General features: G+C 67.7%; 10 protein-coding genes. 5 read left to right on the top strand and 5 right to left on the bottom strand.

The window, feature by feature from the left end; genetic code table 11:
- Nucleotides 1-461 precede the first annotated feature (461 nt).
- Together G7043_RS50265 and G7043_RS45205 are read right to left on the bottom strand one after the other, a co-directional pair.
- The gene (locus tag G7043_RS50265; protein WP_166055527.1) at nt 462-3,992 is read right to left on the bottom strand and encodes an FkbM family methyltransferase; all 3,531 of its coding nucleotides are present in this window, start codon (nt 3,990-3,992) and stop codon (nt 462-464) included.
- Nucleotides 3,993-4,011: 19 nt separating this feature from the next.
- Complete coding sequence (locus G7043_RS45205; protein WP_166055529.1) at nt 4,012-5,355, bottom strand: glutamine synthetase family protein; 1,344 nt, start codon at nt 5,353-5,355, stop codon at nt 4,012-4,014.
- Nucleotides 5,356-5,396: 41 nt separating this feature from the next.
- Here G7043_RS45205 and G7043_RS45210 point away from each other — a divergent pair, with 41 nt between their 5' ends.
- Complete coding sequence (locus tag G7043_RS45210; protein ID WP_166055531.1) at nt 5,397-6,032, top strand: LppX_LprAFG lipoprotein; 636 nt, start codon at nt 5,397-5,399, stop codon at nt 6,030-6,032.
- The gene (locus G7043_RS45215) at nt 6,032-7,552 is read left to right on the top strand and encodes an MFS transporter (protein ID WP_166055533.1); all 1,521 of its coding nucleotides are present in this window, start codon (nt 6,032-6,034) and stop codon (nt 7,550-7,552) included. The genes G7043_RS45210 and G7043_RS45215 overlap by 1 nt, the downstream gene beginning before the upstream one ends.
- 47 nt (nt 7,553-7,599) lie before the next feature.
- Here the strand turns inward: G7043_RS45215 and G7043_RS45220 are convergent, their stop codons facing one another.
- Both G7043_RS45220 and G7043_RS45225 read right to left on the bottom strand, forming a co-directional pair.
- On the bottom strand, nt 7,600-9,123 hold the full coding sequence (locus G7043_RS45220; protein ID WP_166055535.1) for an alpha/beta hydrolase: 1,524 nt from the start codon (nt 9,121-9,123) through the stop codon (nt 7,600-7,602).
- Complete coding sequence (locus G7043_RS45225; RefSeq protein ID WP_166055537.1) at nt 9,123-10,685, bottom strand: alpha/beta hydrolase; 1,563 nt, start codon at nt 10,683-10,685, stop codon at nt 9,123-9,125. The genes G7043_RS45220 and G7043_RS45225 overlap by 1 nt, the downstream gene beginning before the upstream one ends.
- A 29-nt stretch (nt 10,686-10,714) precedes the next feature.
- Here G7043_RS45225 and G7043_RS45230 point away from each other — a divergent pair, with 29 nt between their 5' ends.
- From G7043_RS45230 to G7043_RS45240, 3 genes are all read left to right on the top strand, one after another.
- Nucleotides 10,715-12,427 (top strand): NAD+ synthase, encoded by a 1,713-nt coding sequence (locus G7043_RS45230; protein ID WP_166055539.1) that lies wholly within the window; start codon nt 10,715-10,717, stop codon nt 12,425-12,427.
- Between the two features lie 102 nt (nt 12,428-12,529).
- The gene (locus G7043_RS45235; protein WP_166055541.1) at nt 12,530-13,720 is read left to right on the top strand and encodes a sensor histidine kinase; all 1,191 of its coding nucleotides are present in this window, start codon (nt 12,530-12,532) and stop codon (nt 13,718-13,720) included.
- Nucleotides 13,721-13,722: 2 nt separating this feature from the next.
- Nucleotides 13,723-14,370, top strand: coding sequence for a response regulator (locus G7043_RS45240; protein ID WP_166055774.1), 648 nt, complete (start codon nt 13,723-13,725; stop codon nt 14,368-14,370).
- Nucleotides 14,371-14,382: 12 nt separating this feature from the next.
- Here the strand turns inward: G7043_RS45240 and lysX are convergent, their stop codons facing one another.
- Nucleotides 14,383-17,613 (bottom strand): bifunctional lysylphosphatidylglycerol synthetase/lysine--tRNA ligase LysX, encoded by a 3,231-nt coding sequence (gene lysX, locus G7043_RS45245; protein ID WP_313888411.1) that lies wholly within the window; start codon nt 17,611-17,613, stop codon nt 14,383-14,385.
- Nucleotides 17,614-17,631 lie beyond the last annotated feature (18 nt).

Genomic DNA, 17,631 nt, shown 5'->3' on the forward strand with positions numbered 1-17,631 from the left:
TCCAGACGGAATATGTCTGGCAATCTGGTATTACTCTCAAAGGAACTACCTCGACGAGGAGGTAATTCATATATTACTGGCTGTGTTTCGGCACGCTGTTGAGTTCTCAAAGAACACGCGCTCACCGGTTCCAGTCTCCGTTTCCGGAGGCTTTCTCTCGGGGCTTGTGTTGAAAGCTTAGCCAGTTCGTTTTCGCTTTGTCAAATCGGCCGTTTCGGCGATTCAGGCTCCGCGCAAACTCGCTTCGCATTCAGTTTTTGGCTTGTTCAGAAGTTATCTGAGTGGCTTTCCCGGTGTCAAATCGGGGTCATTTTCAGATCCCGGACAGCACGTTAGGCCGCTTATTTACTTCTGGGGGTTTGACGCCGTGAGACTTTACCCGGCCCGATCCGCGGTGTCAACCGCTCGTTCCGGGGTCTCGCTTGCGACTTGGAGAAAGTTACTGACGGGGAGGTTCAAAGTCAAATCGCCTGGTCAGCGGGCTGCTTGATCGGCACGGACGGAGACGGAGCAGCCGGCTTGGCCCCAACCGGACGCGGCCGGAGCCACAGGGTGATGGAACGAAGTCCCTCCATCGCCTTCACGATCTGGTCCGCCGAAGCCGCCTGACCGGTCGCCAACGGCACCAGGTCGTAGCCCCAGACACCGAACTCCTTCAGGACCGTCACCGGATCGTCACCGAAGTCCGCCGTGGCGGTGGCCGAGAACTCGAGGAACACCTGTGGCCTGTCACGACGCAACAGCCGTACGAGGCCGGCCAGCGCACGATGCCCACGTCCAGGCGTGTCCACCCGTACAACGGAAAGCTTCATGCCTTGTACCAAGGAGATCTCTTCGAGCTCCTTGTCCAGGCGCACCGACTTCACCCGTGCGACGTCTTCACCGGCATCCGCGGCCAACGGCGACACGGACACACCACCGGTCAACGTCGGTGCGACGGCCAGCTCACCAGCGCTCTCCCACGCCGCACCCTCGATCACGGTCAGACGAGCGGCGACAGCGGCAGGCAGGTTCGCCGACACGTTGTGCCTCAACAGCGCTGCGGCGGAAGCGTCCGGCTCGACGGCGACGACCGCGCCCATCAGGCCGAGCCGCGACAACACCCTGATCGAGTGATACCCGACGTACGCGCCGACATCGAGGAAGATGCCGTCCGGTTCCAGCACCGAGTCGAGCTGTGCTGCGAGGTCTGGTTCCCACACGCCGTTGGACGACAACAGTGGAAGCATGAACGCGTCGTCTGAAGGCAGCCGCATCATGCCCGCGTCGCACAAGACCAACGACGAACGCACTTCAGGTGCGTCACCCGATGCCTCGTGCTGACGCACCACCACGCGCCGCAACGCGTCTGCGGTCTGTTGCGCGTGTGAAGCGGCACGGATAGCGGAGTCCAACCGCGAGTCACGTTCGCGGAACACCTCGACGACCTTGGACTCCAACGTGTCGATGCGGTCCAACGTCCGATCGAGCGCCACGGTCAGCTTGTCGATCCGCTCGGCCAGGACGTCCGTCGCCTTCGCGCGCTTGGTCGCCTCACCGATGACCGCGTCCTCGATGTCCCGCAACCGGCGTCCCTGACCGGCCATGTCCGCGCGCACGCGCACGACCCCGTCGTCGACGCCGACCAGCTGGTCACCGAAGTGCGACTGCCGTTCCGCGACCTGCTCGACCTCGGCGCGCAGCAGCTCCAGCTCGCCCGCGCCGACCCCCGCCTTCAGCGCGTCCTGCCGGTTGACCAGCTCGGAGACCGTGCGCTCGACCCCGTCGATCAGGGTGTGCAGCACCTGGCGCATGTGGTTGTCGTAGTGGTCCAACGCGCGCAGCACGACCTTGCGCAACGCGGGTGCCATCGGCGTCCGATGAGGGCCGTCGACGTTGGGCTGACGTAGTAACGCGTGCTTGGCCGACTGCAGCGCGAGCATCGGGTCGACCTCGGGCTTCGGCTTCGGCCGGCGGGCCCGCCATCCCCGGTACGAGTGCTCGACGCGCTCGCGGAGGATCTCGCTCACGCGCGTGACCGACCGCACCGACAGCACGTGCTCACGTCCGGCGGCACCCAAAGCAGCCGCCGTGGGCAGGTCGTCGGCCAACGAGCGCAGCAGCTTCGCGGCCGCCTGCACATCGGGTTCGGCGCCCTGGTGACACGGCACGAGAACAGCCGTCTTGCCGAACAGCTCCGCAACGGCGCCGTGGTCGGACGCCACCACGGGCACCCCGCGCACGGCCAGCGAGGCCAGGCGCAACGCGATCCGGTCATCCGCCCCACCGCGGTGCAGCGACACCACGGCATCGGCCGTCAGACACACGTCCTCGTCCTCCACCAGCGAAATCCGCTGGTCAGAGGCCGTAGCCAGGCGCAACCGCTCGGCGGCCTCCGGGTGTTCGAACGCCCCGGACACCGCGATCCGCAGTTCGACGTCCGAACGGTCCGGGAACGCGCTCAAGAACGCCGACACCGCGCCCAGCACGTTGCCGGGCCGGTCGAGAGAGTGGTCCGCGATCGCCGCGAACACCACCACCTCACCTGCCGAGTGCTCACGCGCGCCAACGTCGTGCACGGGCACAGGCACCACACGGACGATGGGTCCGCCGATGCGTTCGGCAGCGGCACGCGACACGTCAGACGAGAGCCAAAGCTCGTTAACGCCCGTGCGGTCGTCCGCAGCAGTGGCATCCAACGCCACCTCCACGACGAACCGTCCAGCGGGCACCTCGTCCGCGGCGGACGTCCGAATGACCACGGGATAGCCAGCGGAAGTCGACACCGGCAGCCCGGACGCCCGCGCCGCGGCGAGCATCAGCTCCGCCAACGGCCCCGAGCCCACGACGGACACGCCGAGCTGGTCGAGCAGCGCGGGTCCCTCTTCCCGGGGCTGCGGCACGGCCGGCGCGGGCAACCGCCCGGAAGCCACGCCCACCCCGGCACACCACTCGCGCCAGGCGTCCGCGTCCGCACCGAACGGCGCCGGGAACTGCTCCTGCAACGACGAGTCAGCACGCCACACGGCGTCTGCCCAGCGCGTGCCACCGTTCTCCGTCTGCTCGCACGCCCAGACGAGGAAGCCACCACCACCGTCTTCGCCGAACGCCGGCAAAGGTGTCGGCGACGCAGCCCGGTAGTCGGCGCGCAGCTCGGACGGGATCTGCGTCCCGTCGACCAGGGAGTCGAACCGGTACGGCACGGGCTGCACGCTCCAGCCGCATCGCACCAGCTCAGCGCGGTAGGCGGTGCACAGCTCGGCGACCTCGGCGTGCTCCGACAGCAGCACGCGTGGCCGTTCGGCGAAATCGGCGGACAGCAGCCACGGACGACGCGGGTCGAACCCGCGGAAGTGCACGGTCAGCAGGTCCTGCCCGACCACGGCCAGCGCCCCGGAATCGGTGCGGTGCAGCGGCCGGTCCGCCACGTTCCACACCGACACACCGACCCGTGCGTCACGCACGACGAAGTGCGGCACGATCGCCGGCATGTCGAGCGACCCCAGATAGGGCTCGGCGCCCTCGGCCACCGCGATGAAACCGGGGTCGAACGCACCCAGTTCGTGCAGTTCGGCGGGCCCTGGCTGCAAGCCGTCGGACGGCAACGGCCGCAACGTGCGCGGCAGCAGCGCCACCGGTGCGTTGCGCAGCGCCTCCAGCACGAGCTTCGTGAGCGACCCGAAGACCTGGACCCACGGGTCGAGGTACAGCACGGGCATGCCCTGCGACAGCAGCGCCTCCAGCAGCCGCGGCAGGATCGCGGCCTTCAGCGCGTCGGCGTCCAGCGAGGTCGCGAGCACGTGCAGCTCGACCTCGGACACGCCGATCTCCAGCGGCGTGATCAGCCCTGGTCCCGCGTGCTCCGGCTGCGCGTCGACGATCAGCGCGACGAACCGGCCCTCGGGGTGCTCGGCGAGAAACGAGCTGGACAGGACCTTGACCGCGGGCAGTTCCGCCGCCGTGGCGACCGTGCACGCGCAGATCGTCGGCTGGAACTCGGGTACCTCTGTCACGGAGAGCAACGTAGCGGCCTCACAGCACGGGAAGAAGAGTGCGCAACTCGTACGGAGTGACGCTTCGACGGTACGCGTCCCACTCCGTCCTCTTGTTGCGCAGGAAGAAGTCGTAGACGTGCTCGCCCAACGCCTCGGGGAGCAGCTCCGAGTTCTCCATCTCGGTGAGCGCCTCACCGAGGTTCTGCGGCAGGTTCGCGTAGCCGGCCGCGCGCCTCTCCCGGTCCGTCAGCGACCACACGTCGTCTTCGGCGGGTGGCGGCAGCTCGTAGCCCTTCTCGATGCCCTTCAGCCCGGCGGCCAGGATCACCGAGTAGGCCAGGTACGGGTTGCACGCGGAGTCGAGCGACCGGATCTCGACGCGGCGCGACGACGACTTGCCGGGCGAGTACATCGGCACACGGACCAATGCCGAACGGTTCGCGTGACCCCAGCACACGGCCGTGGGGGCCTCACCGCCGACGATCAGCCGCTTGTAGGAGTTCACCCACTGGTTCGTGACGCCGGAGATTTCGCGCGCGTGCTTCAGCACACCGGCGACGAACTGCTTGCCGATGTCGCTGAGCTGGAACGGGTCTTCCTCGTCGTGGAACGCGTTGCGATCGCCCTCGAACAGCGAGAAGTGCGTGTGCATGCCCGAGCCCGGCTGGTCGGAGAACGGCTTGGGCATGAACGAGGCGCGCACGCCCTGGGTGATCGCGACCTCCTTCACCACGTAGCGGAACGTCATGACGTTGTCCGCCATGGTCAGCGCGTCGGCGTAGCGCAGGTCGATTTCCTGCTGACCGGGCGCGCCCTCGTGGTGGCTGAACTCGACGGAGATGCCCATCGCCTCCAGCGCCTCGATGGCGTGGCGGCGGAAGTGCGTGGCGGTCTCGTGCGAGGTCTGGTCGAAGAAGCCGCCGTTGTCCGCGGGGATCGGCTCGCTGCCGTCGCCCGGCAGGTCCTTGAGCAGGAAGAACTCGATCTCGGGGTGCACGTAGCAGGTGAACCCGGCCTCGCTGGCCTTCGACAGGGTCCTGCGCAGCACGTGCCGCGGGTCGGCCCACGACGGGGCGCCGTCCGGCATGGTGATGTCGCAGAACATGCGCGCCGAGTAGTTGCTGCCGTCCGGGGTCTGCCAGGGCAGCACCTGGAAGGTGGCGGGGTCCGGCTTCGCGACCATGTCCGACTCGTAGACGCGGGCGAAGCCCTCGATCGCCGAGCCGTCGAACCCGATGCCCTCGCTGAAGGCACCTTCGAGCTCGGCCGGTGCGACCGCCACGGACTTCAAGAAGCCCAGGACGTCGGTGAACCAGAGCCGGACGAACCGGATGTCGCGTTCCTCGAGCGTGCGGAGCACGAACTCCTGCTGGCGGTCCATAGGGCGCAGCTTAAGGGCTCGGGACTCTCTACGATCAACGCATGTCCGCCCGTTGGTTGTTGGTTTGCGCACTCGCCCTGCTCACGAGCTGCACGTCCGGTGGAGATCTCCCCGATGGTGCGACGTTGCTCTCGAAGTCGGCCGAGTCGATGCGCTCGGTCAAGACGGTCCACTTCACCATCAAGGTGGACGGTGAACTGCCGGACGTGCCGGTGAAGGAGGCCGACGGCGACCTCACCTCGGCCGGTGACTCCAAGGGCACCGCGAAGGTGACGTTCGGCGGGCAGCTGTTGTCCATCGAGTACGTGCTGACCGGGGGAAACCTGCACTTCAAGGGCCCGACGGGTGGCTTCACGAAGCTGCCGGCGGCGTTCGCCGGCCAGGTGTACGACCCGTCCGCGATCCTGAACCCGGACAAGGGCGTGGCCAAGGTCCTGGCCAGCGCGAAGGACGCGAAGACCAAGTCGTCCGGTGACGTGTCGGTGGTCGAGGCGACCGTGCCGAAGGACGTGGCGGCCGGGCTGGTGCCGGGCATCTCCGCCGATGTGAAGAGCACGTTCTCCATCGACAAGGACAACAAGCTCAAGAGCGCGTTGTTCGAGCTCCCCGGTGGTCAGAAGGTCGACATCGGACTGACCGACTTCGACAAGCCCGTCACGGTCACGGCGCCTGCTTAATGCGAAAGGTCGCTCTCGCCGCGTCCGGCGCGGCCGTGCTTCTCGGGGCGTTGGACGCGTACGTCGTCGTCGGTGTCCTCACGGACATGGTGCGCGACCTCGGCATCGCGGTGAACGAGCTGGAGCAGGCGACGCCGATCGTCACCGGCTACCTGCTCGGCTACGTCGCGGGCATGCCGTTGCTCGGGCAGCTCTCGGACCGGCTCGGACGCCGGTTCGTGCTGCAGGTGTCGCTGCTCGGGTTCCTGGTCGGCTCGGTGATCACGGCGCTGGCCGCGGAGTCGCCGCTGCTGGTCGCCGGCCGGGTGCTGCAGGGTCTCGCCGGCGGCGCGTTGCTGCCGGTCACGATGGCCCTGGTCGCGGACCTGTGGGAGGAGAACCGGCGGTCGACCGCGCTGGGGACGGTCGGTGCCGCGCAGGAGCTGGGGTCTGTCCTCGGCACGCTGTACGGCATCGGCGTCGCGTCGCTGTTCAACGCGTTGCCGTTGTTCGAGGCGTGGGAGCCGCAGAGCTGGCGGTGGGTGTTCTGGGTGAACGTCCCGTTGGCGGTCATCGCGATGGTGATCGTGCAACGGACCGTGCCGAACACACGTCGTGAGGTGCGCATCGACGTCGTCGGCGGGGTGCTGCTCGCGTTGGCGCTGTCGTTGCTGGTGGTGGCGCTCTACAACCCGAAGCCCGTCGAGTCCGTGCTGCCGTCGTGGGGCTGGCCGCTGCTCATCACCGCGTTGGTAGTTCTCGTGGCGTTCTTCTTGTGGGAACGCCGTGCTGCTGTGCGGCTCATCGATCCCGAGGGTGTGCAGTGGCGGCCGTTCTGGGCGGTGCTCGGGGTGTCGCTGGCGGCCGGTGCGGCGTTGATGGTGACGTTGGTCGACGTGGAGTTATTCGCGCAGACGGTGTTGCGTCGTGACTCCGCTGCTGCCGCGACGCTCCTCACCCGCTTCCTGATCGCCTTGCCGATCGGCGCTGTCCTCGGTGGATGGCTGGCGTCGCGGTTCGGCGACCGCTGGGTGTCGTTCGGCGGGCTCGCAATCGCGTCGGTGTCGTACGTGTTCATCGCGCAGTGGCCGGCTGACGTCAGCGGGCTGGTGCTCACGCGGGACCTGGCCATCGCCGGTTTCGGACTCGGGCTGGTCATCGCGCCGTTGTCCGGTGCTGTGCTGCGTGTCGTGCCGTCAGTGCGTCACGGCGTGGCGTCGGCGTTCGTCGTCGTCGCACGCATGACGGGCATGCTCGTGGGTGTGGCGGCGTTGTCCGCGTGGGGACTCCACCGGTTCCGCGAGCTCACGGCCGGTCTGAACACGCCGGTGCCGTTCGGCGTCGAGAAGGCCGTGTACGAACAGCAGATGGCCGAGTACCAGCGCAGGCTCACCGAGGCGCTGCTCACCGAGTACCACGAGATCTTCCTGGTCACAGCGGTGATCTGCGCGGTCGGAGCGCTGGGCTCGATCCTGCTGCCGGGGATCAGGCGCAGGGCGAGGGTTCAGGTCGACGACGTGGTGCTCGAACAGACCGACTGATCGACGAGGCGCTCGGCTGGGGAGTCCCAGCCGAGCGTTCGCCCTCGTCAGCAGACCGAGTCGGTCTCCGGCAGTCTCAGATCCACCAGGTAGTTCGTGCCCACGTTGTCCACGCAACCGATGTTGGCCAGGAACGCCGTGTGCTGGTTTCCGTTGTACGTCAGCAAACGCGCCCCGAGCGCGGTCGCGAGGTCCACGCCGGACTGGTACGGCGTGGCCGGGTCACCGGTCGTCGAGATCACCAGGACCTGCGGCAGCCCGTTCACGTTCGGCGGATGCGGTTCCGACGTGTGCGGGGCCGGCCAGAACGCGCACGGGCCGAGCGCGGTCTCGTCGGTCGGGATGGTGTCGTTGCCCAGCAGTTCCAACAGCCTCCGACGGTTGGACTCCAGGGTGGCGCGGTCCTTGATCGGCGGTTCATCGACGCAGCGGATGGCCACGAACGCGTCCTGGATGCGGCTGTAGGTGCCGTCCGGGGCGCGGCCGAGGTACTGGTCCGCGAGCTGGAGCAAGGTGTTGCCCTTGTTCTGCTTCAGTTCCTGCAGGCCCTTCAACGCGGTCTCCCACAGCCGGTCCGTGTACATCGCCTGGATGATGGCGGTGTTCGCGTCCGAGTGGGACAGCTTGCGGTCGCCGACCTGCAGCGGCGTCTTCTTCAGCGGCTCGATCATCTGCCGGAACTTGGACTCGGCGGTGCTCGTGTCCCTGCCGATGGGACAGTCGCGCTGAGCGCACCAGCCCGCGAACCGCTGGAACGACTCGTCGAAGCCCTGCGCCTGACGTGCCGACGCGGCCACCTTGTCGGCGTTGGCCTCCACCGCTCCGTCGAGCACCATCGCGCGCACGTTGCGCGGGTACATCTCGGCGTACAACGTGCCGATGCGCGTGCCGTAGGAGTAGCCGAGGTAGGTCAGCTTGTTCTCCCGCAACGCCCCGCGCAGCACGTCCACGTCCCGTACGACGTCACGGGTGCCGACGTTGCGGAGCAGGTCGATGCCGCTGCGTTCCGCGCACTTCTCGACGAAGAACCTGTTCTCCGTCTCCACTGCGTTCGCCGTCTCGCCCTTGGGACGCAGGCGTTGCGCGTCGCGTTCGGCGTCGGTCAGGCACTGCACGCGAGGCTGGCTCGCGCCGACACCGCGCGGGTCGAAGCCCACCACGTCGAACCGCTTGCTGACCGGGTTGTTCGGCTGCATGTTCGCGACGTGCGCCATGCCCGAACCACCGGGACCGCCGGGGTTCACCACCAGAGAACCGACCCGTCGCCCTTGTTCAGCGGCGGGCCGGCGTAACAGTCCGACGCTGATCGTCCCGGCGTCCGGATTCTCGTAGTCGAGCGGAACCTGCAGTCGTGCGCACTGGATGCCTTCGCGCTCGAACAGGCCCTTGCTCTTCGTGTCCGTCGCGTAGGGCTGACACGGGCCCCACGACAACACCTGCTCGTAGAAGCGCGCCAAGCCCTTGCGCGCGGCGACGGGCGAGCCGTCGATGCGCGCGTAGGACGTGGACGTGCTGAGCACAACGATCAAAGCGAACAACGCCGCAGTGATCCGGGAACGCCTCTTCGTCATTAGGCGCACCGGGTTCCGTCGGCGGGCAATGTCTGGTCGATCAGGTACTTCACGCCGGCGTCGTCCACGCACGCCACGCCCTGCAGGAAGACCGTGTGCTGGACGCCTTCGTACGTGAGCAGCCGCGAGTTGAGCGCTTTGGCCAGGTTCACGCCGGCCTCGTACGGCGTCGCCGGGTCACCGGTCGTGGAGATGACCAGCAGCGGTGGGATGCCGTCGGCCTTGGGCGTGCCCGTGCGCGCGGTGACCGGGGCCGGCCAGAAGGCGCACGAGTCGAGTGCCGCGCCCGGAGGGTTGCCGTCGTCGAGGAACGGCGCCGCCTCCTTGTACTTCTTCGCGGTCTCCAACAGGGCGTTCTTGTCCGTCAGCCGTTGGTCGTCGACGCAGTGCACGGCGTTGAACGCATCCGTGATCGTCGAGTAGTTGCCCTGGTCATCGCGGTCGAGGTACGCGTCGGCGAGGGTCATCAGCACGCGGCCACGGCCGTTCTTCAGCTCCTTGAGGCCGTCCAGCAGCAACGGCCACAGCTGCTCCGAGTACAGCGCCTGGATCGTGGCGGTGATCGCGTCGCTGTAGGAGAGCTTGCGGTCGTTGACGTTGACCGGCTTCTGGATCAACGGGGTGGTGAGCTGACGGAAGCTCGCGTTGGCGTCGTCACCAAGGGGGCAGTCGCCCTTCTCACGGCACCACTTCACGAACTCGTCGAACGCCTTCTGGAAGCCGGCGGCCTGGGCGACCAGCGACGCGAGCTGGTCCTGGGTCGGGTCGACGGCACCGTCGAGGATGAGTGCGCGCACGTTCTGGGGGAAGGTCTCGGCGTACTCGGTACCTATCCGGGTGCCGTACGAGTAGCCGACATAGCTCAGCTTCGCGTCGCCGAGCGCAGAGCGAAGGACATCCATGTCCTTAACTACGTCCCGCGTGCCCAAGTTGGCGAGCATTGATGCCCCGAATTTTGTACCGGCGGCACACTTCTCGGCATACGCCTTGTTCTCTTGCTCCGTTTGGGCGATTCCAGCCGGACTCGTGTCGATGTCAAGGTCCAAACGATCGGCATCTCGCTCGGGTCCGGTCAGACATTTCACCGCCGGCTCGCTCGCGCCGATGCCCCGCGGGTCGAACCCGACGAGATCGAACCGTTTCGAGAGCTCGGTCTTGCGGTAGTCCGAGACCATCCCCGCGGCCGCCGCCATGCCGGACGCTCCCGGCCCGCCGGGGTTGATCAGCAATGAGCCGATCTTCTGCCCGGTCGCCTTGTAGCGGAGGACACCGATGGTGATCGTGTCGCCGTCGGGCTTGGCGTAGTCGAGCGGAACCTGCAGCCGGGTGCACTCGACGTCGCGCTTGCTGCCGTACGCCGACCGGCTCGACCCGGTCGTGGCGAACGGCGCGCAGTCCTGCCAGCCGAGCTGCTGGCCGTAGAACTTCTCCAGTCCCGCGGGGACTGTGCCGGCCGGTCCTGCCTTCTCGAGGGAGACGCCAGGCTTGGGCGCCCCCTCGATGATCGACGTGCAGGACGCGAGAAGGGGAATGACGAGCAACACGCTCAAGAGACGGACCACAGCCCGATGGTATGGGAGATGATGAGGGCATGCCGCAGCTTCGGATCGCGCTCGCCCAGGTCAACGCCACTGTCGGTGACCTTGAGGGCAACGCTTCGTTGGTCGTGGAGTGGACGCGCAAGGCCCGTGAAGGCGGCGCGCACCTCGTGGTGTTCCCCGAGATGGTGCTGACCGGCTACCCGGTCGAGGACCTGGCGATCCGCACGTCGTTCGCCCGCGCCTCCGCCTCGGCACTGGAAGCACTGGCTTCGTCGCTGAACGAGGCAGGCCTCGGCGACATCGCGGCCTACGTCGGCTACCTGGAACACGACTCCGTCGGCCCGCGCAACGCGGCGGCGGTGCTGCACGGCGGGCGTGTCGTGGCCCGGCAGAGCAAGCACCACCTGCCCAACTACGGCGTGTTCGACGAACGGCGGTACTTCAAGCCCGGCTCGTCCCTGGACATCGTGCGGATCAACGGTGTCGAGGTCGGCATGGTGATCTGCGAGGACCTGTGGCAGGACGGCGGCCCGATCACCGCACTCGGTGACGCCGGCGTGGACCTGGTGGTCTCCCCGAACGCCTCCCCGTACGAGCGCAAGAAGGACGACCAACGCCTGCCGCTGGTAGTCCGCCGCGCCGCCGAAGCAGGCGCCCCGCTCGCCTACTGCAACCTGGTAGGCGGCCAGGACGAACTGGTCTTCGACGGCGACTCGCTGATCGTGGGCGCCGACGGCCACCTGATCGGCCGCGCGCCGCAGTTCGTAGAGCACCTGATGTTCGTCGACTTCGACCTGCCGGGCGACGGCTCGTACGAGCAGGGCCAGATCGGCGAGTTCTACGTGCGCCGAGTGTTCCTCTCGGACGCGATCCCCGCCTACGAACCCCTGCCCGCACCACGCGTGTTCGAACCGCTGTCCGACGAGGCAGAGGTGTGGCACGCCCTGGTGACCGGCCTGCGCGACTACGTGCACAAAAACGGCTTCCGCTCCGTCGTGCTGGGCCTGTCCGGCGGCATCGACTCCGCCGTAGTAGCAGCACTGGCCGTAGACGCCCTGGGCGCCGACTCGGTCTATGGCGTCTCAATGCCGTCCACCTACTCGTCCGAGCACTCCCGCTCAGACGCCTCCGACATGGCCCAGCGCACCGGCCTGCACTTCACCACCGAACCAATCGGCGACATGGTGTCGACCTACGTAGGCCAACTAGCCCTGACCGGCCTGGCCGAGGAGAACATCCAGGCCCGCTGCCGAGGCATGCTGCTGATGGCCCTGTCGAACCAGCACGGCCACCTGGTCCTGGCCACAGGCAACAAGTCCGAACTGGCCGTCGGCTACTCAACCATCTACGGCGACGCCGTAGGCGGCTACGCCCCGATCAAGGACGTCTTGAAAACCCTGGTCTGGGACCTGGCCCGCTGGCGCAACGCCGAGGCCGAAAAGCGCGGCGAAACCCCACCAATCCCAGAAAACTCGATCACCAAGCCGCCCTCGGCCGAGCTTCGCCCAGGCCAGGTGGACACCGACTCGCTGCCGGACTACGAGATCCTCGACGACCTGCTGGACGACTACGTCGAAGGCGACAAGGGCTACGACGACCTGCTGGCCGCAGGGCACGAGCCCGAGTTGGTCGACCGCGTGCTGCGGATGGTGGACAAGGCCGAGTACAAGCGCCGCCAGTACCCACCGGGCACGAAAATCTCGAACAAGGCCTTCGGCCGCGACCGCCGGCTGCCGATCACGAACGGCTGGCGCGAAGGCTAAGCCGAGCAGTCCACCCCCGCACTGAGCGAGCCCGGCGGTGGGGTCCCCAGGAGTAGAGCCTGCTCCACCGCGCCCACCCACCCCACCAGCTACGTTCCCCTCATGAAACGGATCTGGGCGGCGTTCGTCTACCTGGCGACCGGCCTGCTGACAGCAACAGCGTCCTGGCTAGCGCTAGGCGTGCTACTGCTGTCCGTAGTAGTCCTGCCGTTGCTACCGATCACAGCCCCGGCCATCCGCCGAATCGTCGATCTGGACCGCCGCCGCCTGGCCCGCTTCACCAACAAGACCCTGCCCTCCCCAGAACCCCTGACCGGTCCCTGGCTGCACCGAGCCCAACGAGTCCTGTCCGACCCGGCCAGCCGCAAAGACGGAACCTGGCTGATCACCCACGCCCTGTACGGCACGGTGTTCGGCGCAATCGCCATCTCCATCTCCGGCGCACTGCTGCAACAGCCACTGGTCCCACTGCTCTGGTGGTCCATCCCAGGCGGCTTCGCAAACTCCTTCGGCGTCCACGTCGACTCCTGGCTCAAAGCGCTGCTCAGCGTCCCGATCGCGATAGTCCTGACCCTGATCGTCACCCAACTGCCCAAACTGGCAGCCCTGGACGCCAAGTGGGCAGAAAAACTCCTAGCACCCCCCAAAGCATCACTGGAAAAGCGCCTGGCCGAGGTCGTAGCCACCCGAGCAGCAGCCCTGCAAGCACACGGGGCCGAACTAAGGCGGATCGAACGAAACCTCCACGACGGCACGCAAAACAAGCTGGTAGGCGTCGTGATGATGCTCGGTTTGGCCGAACGAACCCTCAAACAGAACCCCGACAACGCACTGCAAGCGCTGCTCCGCGCCCAAGACGCAGCAGGCGACGCACTGGAAGAACTCCGCAACGTCGTCCGCAGCATCCATCCGCCAGTGCTGGAAGATCTGGGACTGGACGGCGCGATCCAGGCACTCGCCGCGCGGTGCCCGGTCCCGTGCATCCTCCAGGCCGACCACCTCGGAAGGATGCCGGCAGCAGTCGAGGCAGCGGCGTACTTCGCGGTGGCCGAGGCGCTCACGAACGTGGCGAAACACAGCGGGGCCAGGCACGCGAAGGTCATTCTGGGCACAGACGGATCGAGGCTCACCGTGGTCGTCCACGACGACGGCAAAGGTGGCGCCGACGAGAAGCAGGGCACGGGGTTGGACGGGATTCGTGGCAGGGTGGCGGCGTTGGACGGCATCGCTGCCATCAGCAGTCCCGAGGGCGGCCCGACCGTGCTCACCGTCGTGCTACCAATTGGGAAGTGACCATGCGCATCGTGATCGCCGAGGACGACGCCCTCCTCCGCGAGGGACTGACGTTGTTGTTGCGCAACGAGGGCCTCGAAGTGGCGGCGGCCGCGGACAACCCGGACGACTTCCTCGAAGCTGTCGCGGAACACGAGCCGGACATCGCCGTGGTCGACGTGCGCATGCCACCGACGTTCACGGACGAGGGGCTCAAAGCAGCCGTGGAGGCACGACGCCGGCACCCGAAACTGGCCGTGCTCGTCCTCAGCGCGTGGGTCGAGCAGAGCTACGCGCACGAACTGCTCGCGGGCACCAACGGCGGTGTCGGCTACCTGCTCAAGGAACGCGTCGGCAAGGTCGCGGACTTCCTCGACTCGCTGCACCGGGTGGCGCAGGGCGGCACGGCGCTCGACCCCGAGGTCGTGTCGCAACTCCTGGTGCGGCGCAGGGCGGACGACGCGCTCGGCGTGTTGTCACCGCGTGAGCGCGAGGTGCTCGGGCTGATGGCGCAAGGGCTGTCGAACGCCGCCATCGGCGAACAGCTGGTCATCAGCGCCGGCGCGGTGCACAAGCACGTCGGCAACGTCTTCCTCAAGCTGGGCCTCAACTCCGAGGACGGCGCCGGTGACCGTCGAGTGCAGGCGGTGCTCGCCTATCTCGATCACTGAGCCGAAGCTCAGCTAGCTCGGCCGCACAAACGGAAAGAGCACGGTCTGCCGGATCGACGTGCCCGTCAGCATCATCAGCAACCGGTCGACGCCCATGCCGAGCCCGCCCGTCGGCGGCATGCCGTGCTCCAGTGCCCGCAGGAAGTCCTCGTCCAGCTCCATCGCCTCGACGTCGCCGGACGCGGCCTTCAGCGACTGCGCCTCCAGCCGGCGCCGCTGCTCCAGCGGGTCGGTGAGTTCCGAGTACGCCGTGCCGATCTCCGCACCGAACGCCACCAGGTCCCACCGCTCGGCCAGCCGGGGATCGGTGCGGTGCTGCCTGGTCAGCGGTGACACCGAGGTCGGGAAGTCGATGTAGAAGGTCGGCCCGACGGTGGAAGCCTCCACGAACGAGTCGTACGCCTCCTGCACCAGCTGTCCGTGGTCCCAGTCGTCGTTGATCTCCACACCTCGTCCGGCCAGCAGCGAGCGCAGCTCGGAGATCGAGGTGTCCGGCGTGACGACGGCGTCCAAAGCCGAGGAAACCGCGCTGTAGACCGGAATCACCGGCCACTCCCCCGAGATGTCGAACGCGCCTTCCGGTCGCATGGCCACTTCTTCGCCGAACGCCGTGCGCGCCGCGTGCTGGATCAACGCGCGCACCAGGTCGAGCATGACCTGGTAGTCCGCATAGGACTGATAGGCCTCGAGCATGGTGAACTCGGGGTTGTGGGTGGCGTCCGCGCCCTCGTTGCGGAAGTTCCGGTTCAGCTCGAACACGCGGTCCACCCCCGCGACGCACAGCCGTTTCAGATAGAGCTCCGGCGCGATTCGCAGGTACATCCGCATGTCGTAGGCGTTGATGTGCGTGACGAACGGGCGGGCGTTCGCACCGCCGTGCACCGCCTGCAGCATCGGCGTCTCTACTTCGAGGTACTCGTGCGAGTGCAGGAACTCGCGCACGCTGCGGATGACGTCGCTGCGCAGCTTCAACAGGTGCGCCGAGTCCTGGTTGACGACGAGGTCCAGGTAGCGCTGACGGACGCGGGCCTCCGGGTCGGTGAAGCCCTTCCGCTTGTCCGGCAACGGGTGCAGGCACTTCGCGGTCATCACCCACGAGGTGGCCAGCACGGAGATCTCGCCGTGGTCGGACTTGACCACCTGGCCGGTCACGCCGACGTGATCACCGAGGTCCACGTCCGACTTCCACGACGACAGCGCGTCGCCGAGCGAGTCGATCGACAGCATCAGCTGGATCTCCCCGCTGAAGTCCCGCAGCCGCGCGAAGCACAGCTTGCCCATCTCCCGCAGCGCCACCACTCGGCCGGTGACCGAGACGTCCTCGCCGAACCGTTCCCTGGCCGCGGCCAGCAGGTCCGTGCGCGAGAACCCGACCGGGTACGGGTCGACACCGGCGGCCACCAGCCGCTGGACCTTCGCGATCCGCACCCGGACCTGCTCCGGGCGCCGGACCGCCTTGGGTTCGACGCGGATCGCGTCGATCTCGGCGACCTTCAGGGCGAAGTCGGAACTCACGTCGGTCTTCTGCAACGCCCGCTTGCGCAACGACCGCAGCGACGGCACGAAACCCTCGGCCACGCCCGCGGCGATGCTGACCCGCGGCAACGACCGGGACCGCTGGTAGCAGAGGAACCGCGGTTCCCAGTTCGGCAGGTACTTGGCGTTCGACCGGTACAGCGACTCCAGCTGGAAGAACCGCGACGCGAGCGACAGCACCCGCCGCCACGCCCGCAGCACCGGGCCGGCCCCGATCTTCTCGCCTTCCTCGAACACCGCGCGGAACATCGCGAAGTTCAACGAGATCCGGTGCACACCGAGGTGTCCGGCCGCGGCAGCGAACTGGGCCACCATGTACTCGTTCAGGCCGTTCTCCGCCGCGCGGTCACGTCGCATCAAGTCCAGCGACACACCACGGCGTCCCCACGGCACGAACGACAACAACCCGCGCAGCGCACCGGACGCGTCGTAAGCCTCGACCATCACACAGCGGCCGTCGCTCGGATCTCCCAGGCGTCCCAGGGCCATCGAGAACCCGCGCTCGGTCTCGGCACCGCGCCAGGCCTGCGCGAGGTCCAGGATGGACGACATCTCGTCCGGCGCGATCTCGCTGTGCCGGCGGACCCGCGCGGTGTACCCGGCACGTTCCACCCGGGACACCGCCTGCCGCAGGCCACGGCGTTCCGGACCGGCCAGGACGAACTCGCGGACGTCCAGGATCGCCTCGTCACCGATCTCCAGCGCCTTCAGCCCGGCAGCGGAGTAGACCTGCGCGCCGCGTTCGGAAGCGCCCAGGACTCCGGGCATCCAGCCGTAGGTCCGCGCCTCGGACAGCCACGCCAGCACGGCCTCGGGCCAGGCCTCCTCGTCACCGATCGGGTCGGCCGACGCCAGCGTCACACCACCGATCACCCGGTACGTCAGAGCCGCTCGGCCGGAAGCCGCGAACACCACGCTCTTGTCGCGCCGGGTCGCGAAGTACCCCAGCGAGTCCGGCTCACCGTCGGCGGCGAGCAGCCGGCGCACGTCCAGCTCCTCGTCCGGGGTGATCATGCTCTGCGTCCGGACGCCCCGGAAGAACAGGTACATCGCGTGGATCGCGACGACCGTGCCGCCGAGCCCCAGCAGCACGCTCAGCCACTGCGGGCCCTCGGGGATGTCGAGCCGGCCCAGCCGGACGACCTCACCCGTCGCCTGGTTCGCCGCCCACGCCAGCTTGTCGGTCTGCTCGACCAGCTTGCCGGGGAAGACCTCGGTGAGACCCCAGCCCAGGAGCACCAGCACGATCATGCCCAGCACGAACGACGCCAGCGCGCGCTTCCACGCGCCGCGGGCCAGCCGGGCCGGGAACGCCTCGCGCACAGCCCACAGCAGCACCAGGCACACCAGCGAGGTCACGACCCCTACGCTCAGGAACACCCAGGGCGCTCGCTCGCCCTCGTCCAGGACTTCTTCAGGCGCGACGGCAAAGATGACCATGGTGAAACTGACCAGTGCCAGGCCCATGACCTGGACCAGCAGCAACACCCACAGCGCTGCTCGCTTGTGCCTGCGCAGGGCGGCGCCCAGCACGAAGAACACCAAGGCGATGAAGAGGTTGCCGTCGATCGGCAGGCCGACGAGGTATCCGACCTGGTCGGCGACCCCGGTGAACCAGCTGTCCTCCGGCAGAATCACCCTGAGCAGCGACAACACCGCGGCCAACTGCACGACCGTGGCGATCGCGCCCGCGATCTTCCACTTCACGTCAACTCCCGGGGTCCG

The organism is Lentzea alba, assembly GCF_011067745.1.
Taxonomy (GTDB): domain Bacteria; phylum Actinomycetota; class Actinomycetes; order Mycobacteriales; family Pseudonocardiaceae; genus Lentzea; species Lentzea alba.

Bases quoted from the DNA above. Each gene is read 5' to 3' on its own strand.
- G7043_RS45240 (WP_166055774.1), top strand. From the start codon at position 13,723: ATGCGCATCGTGATCGCCGAGGACGACGCCCTCCTCCGCGAGGGACTG.
- G7043_RS45220 (WP_166055535.1), bottom strand. From the start codon at position 9,123: ATGACGAAGAGGCGTTCCCGGATCACTGCGGCGTTGTTCGCTTTGATC.
- G7043_RS45210 (WP_166055531.1), top strand. From the start codon at position 5,397: ATGTCCGCCCGTTGGTTGTTGGTTTGCGCACTCGCCCTGCTCACGAGC.
- G7043_RS45235 (WP_166055541.1), top strand. From the start codon at position 12,530: ATGAAACGGATCTGGGCGGCGTTCGTCTACCTGGCGACCGGCCTGCTG.
- G7043_RS45215 (WP_166055533.1), top strand. From the start codon at position 6,032: ATGCGAAAGGTCGCTCTCGCCGCGTCCGGCGCGGCCGTGCTTCTCGGG.
- G7043_RS45230 (WP_166055539.1), top strand. From the start codon at position 10,715: ATGCCGCAGCTTCGGATCGCGCTCGCCCAGGTCAACGCCACTGTCGGT.
- G7043_RS45205 (WP_166055529.1), bottom strand. From the start codon at position 5,355: ATGGACCGCCAGCAGGAGTTCGTGCTCCGCACGCTCGAGGAACGCGAC.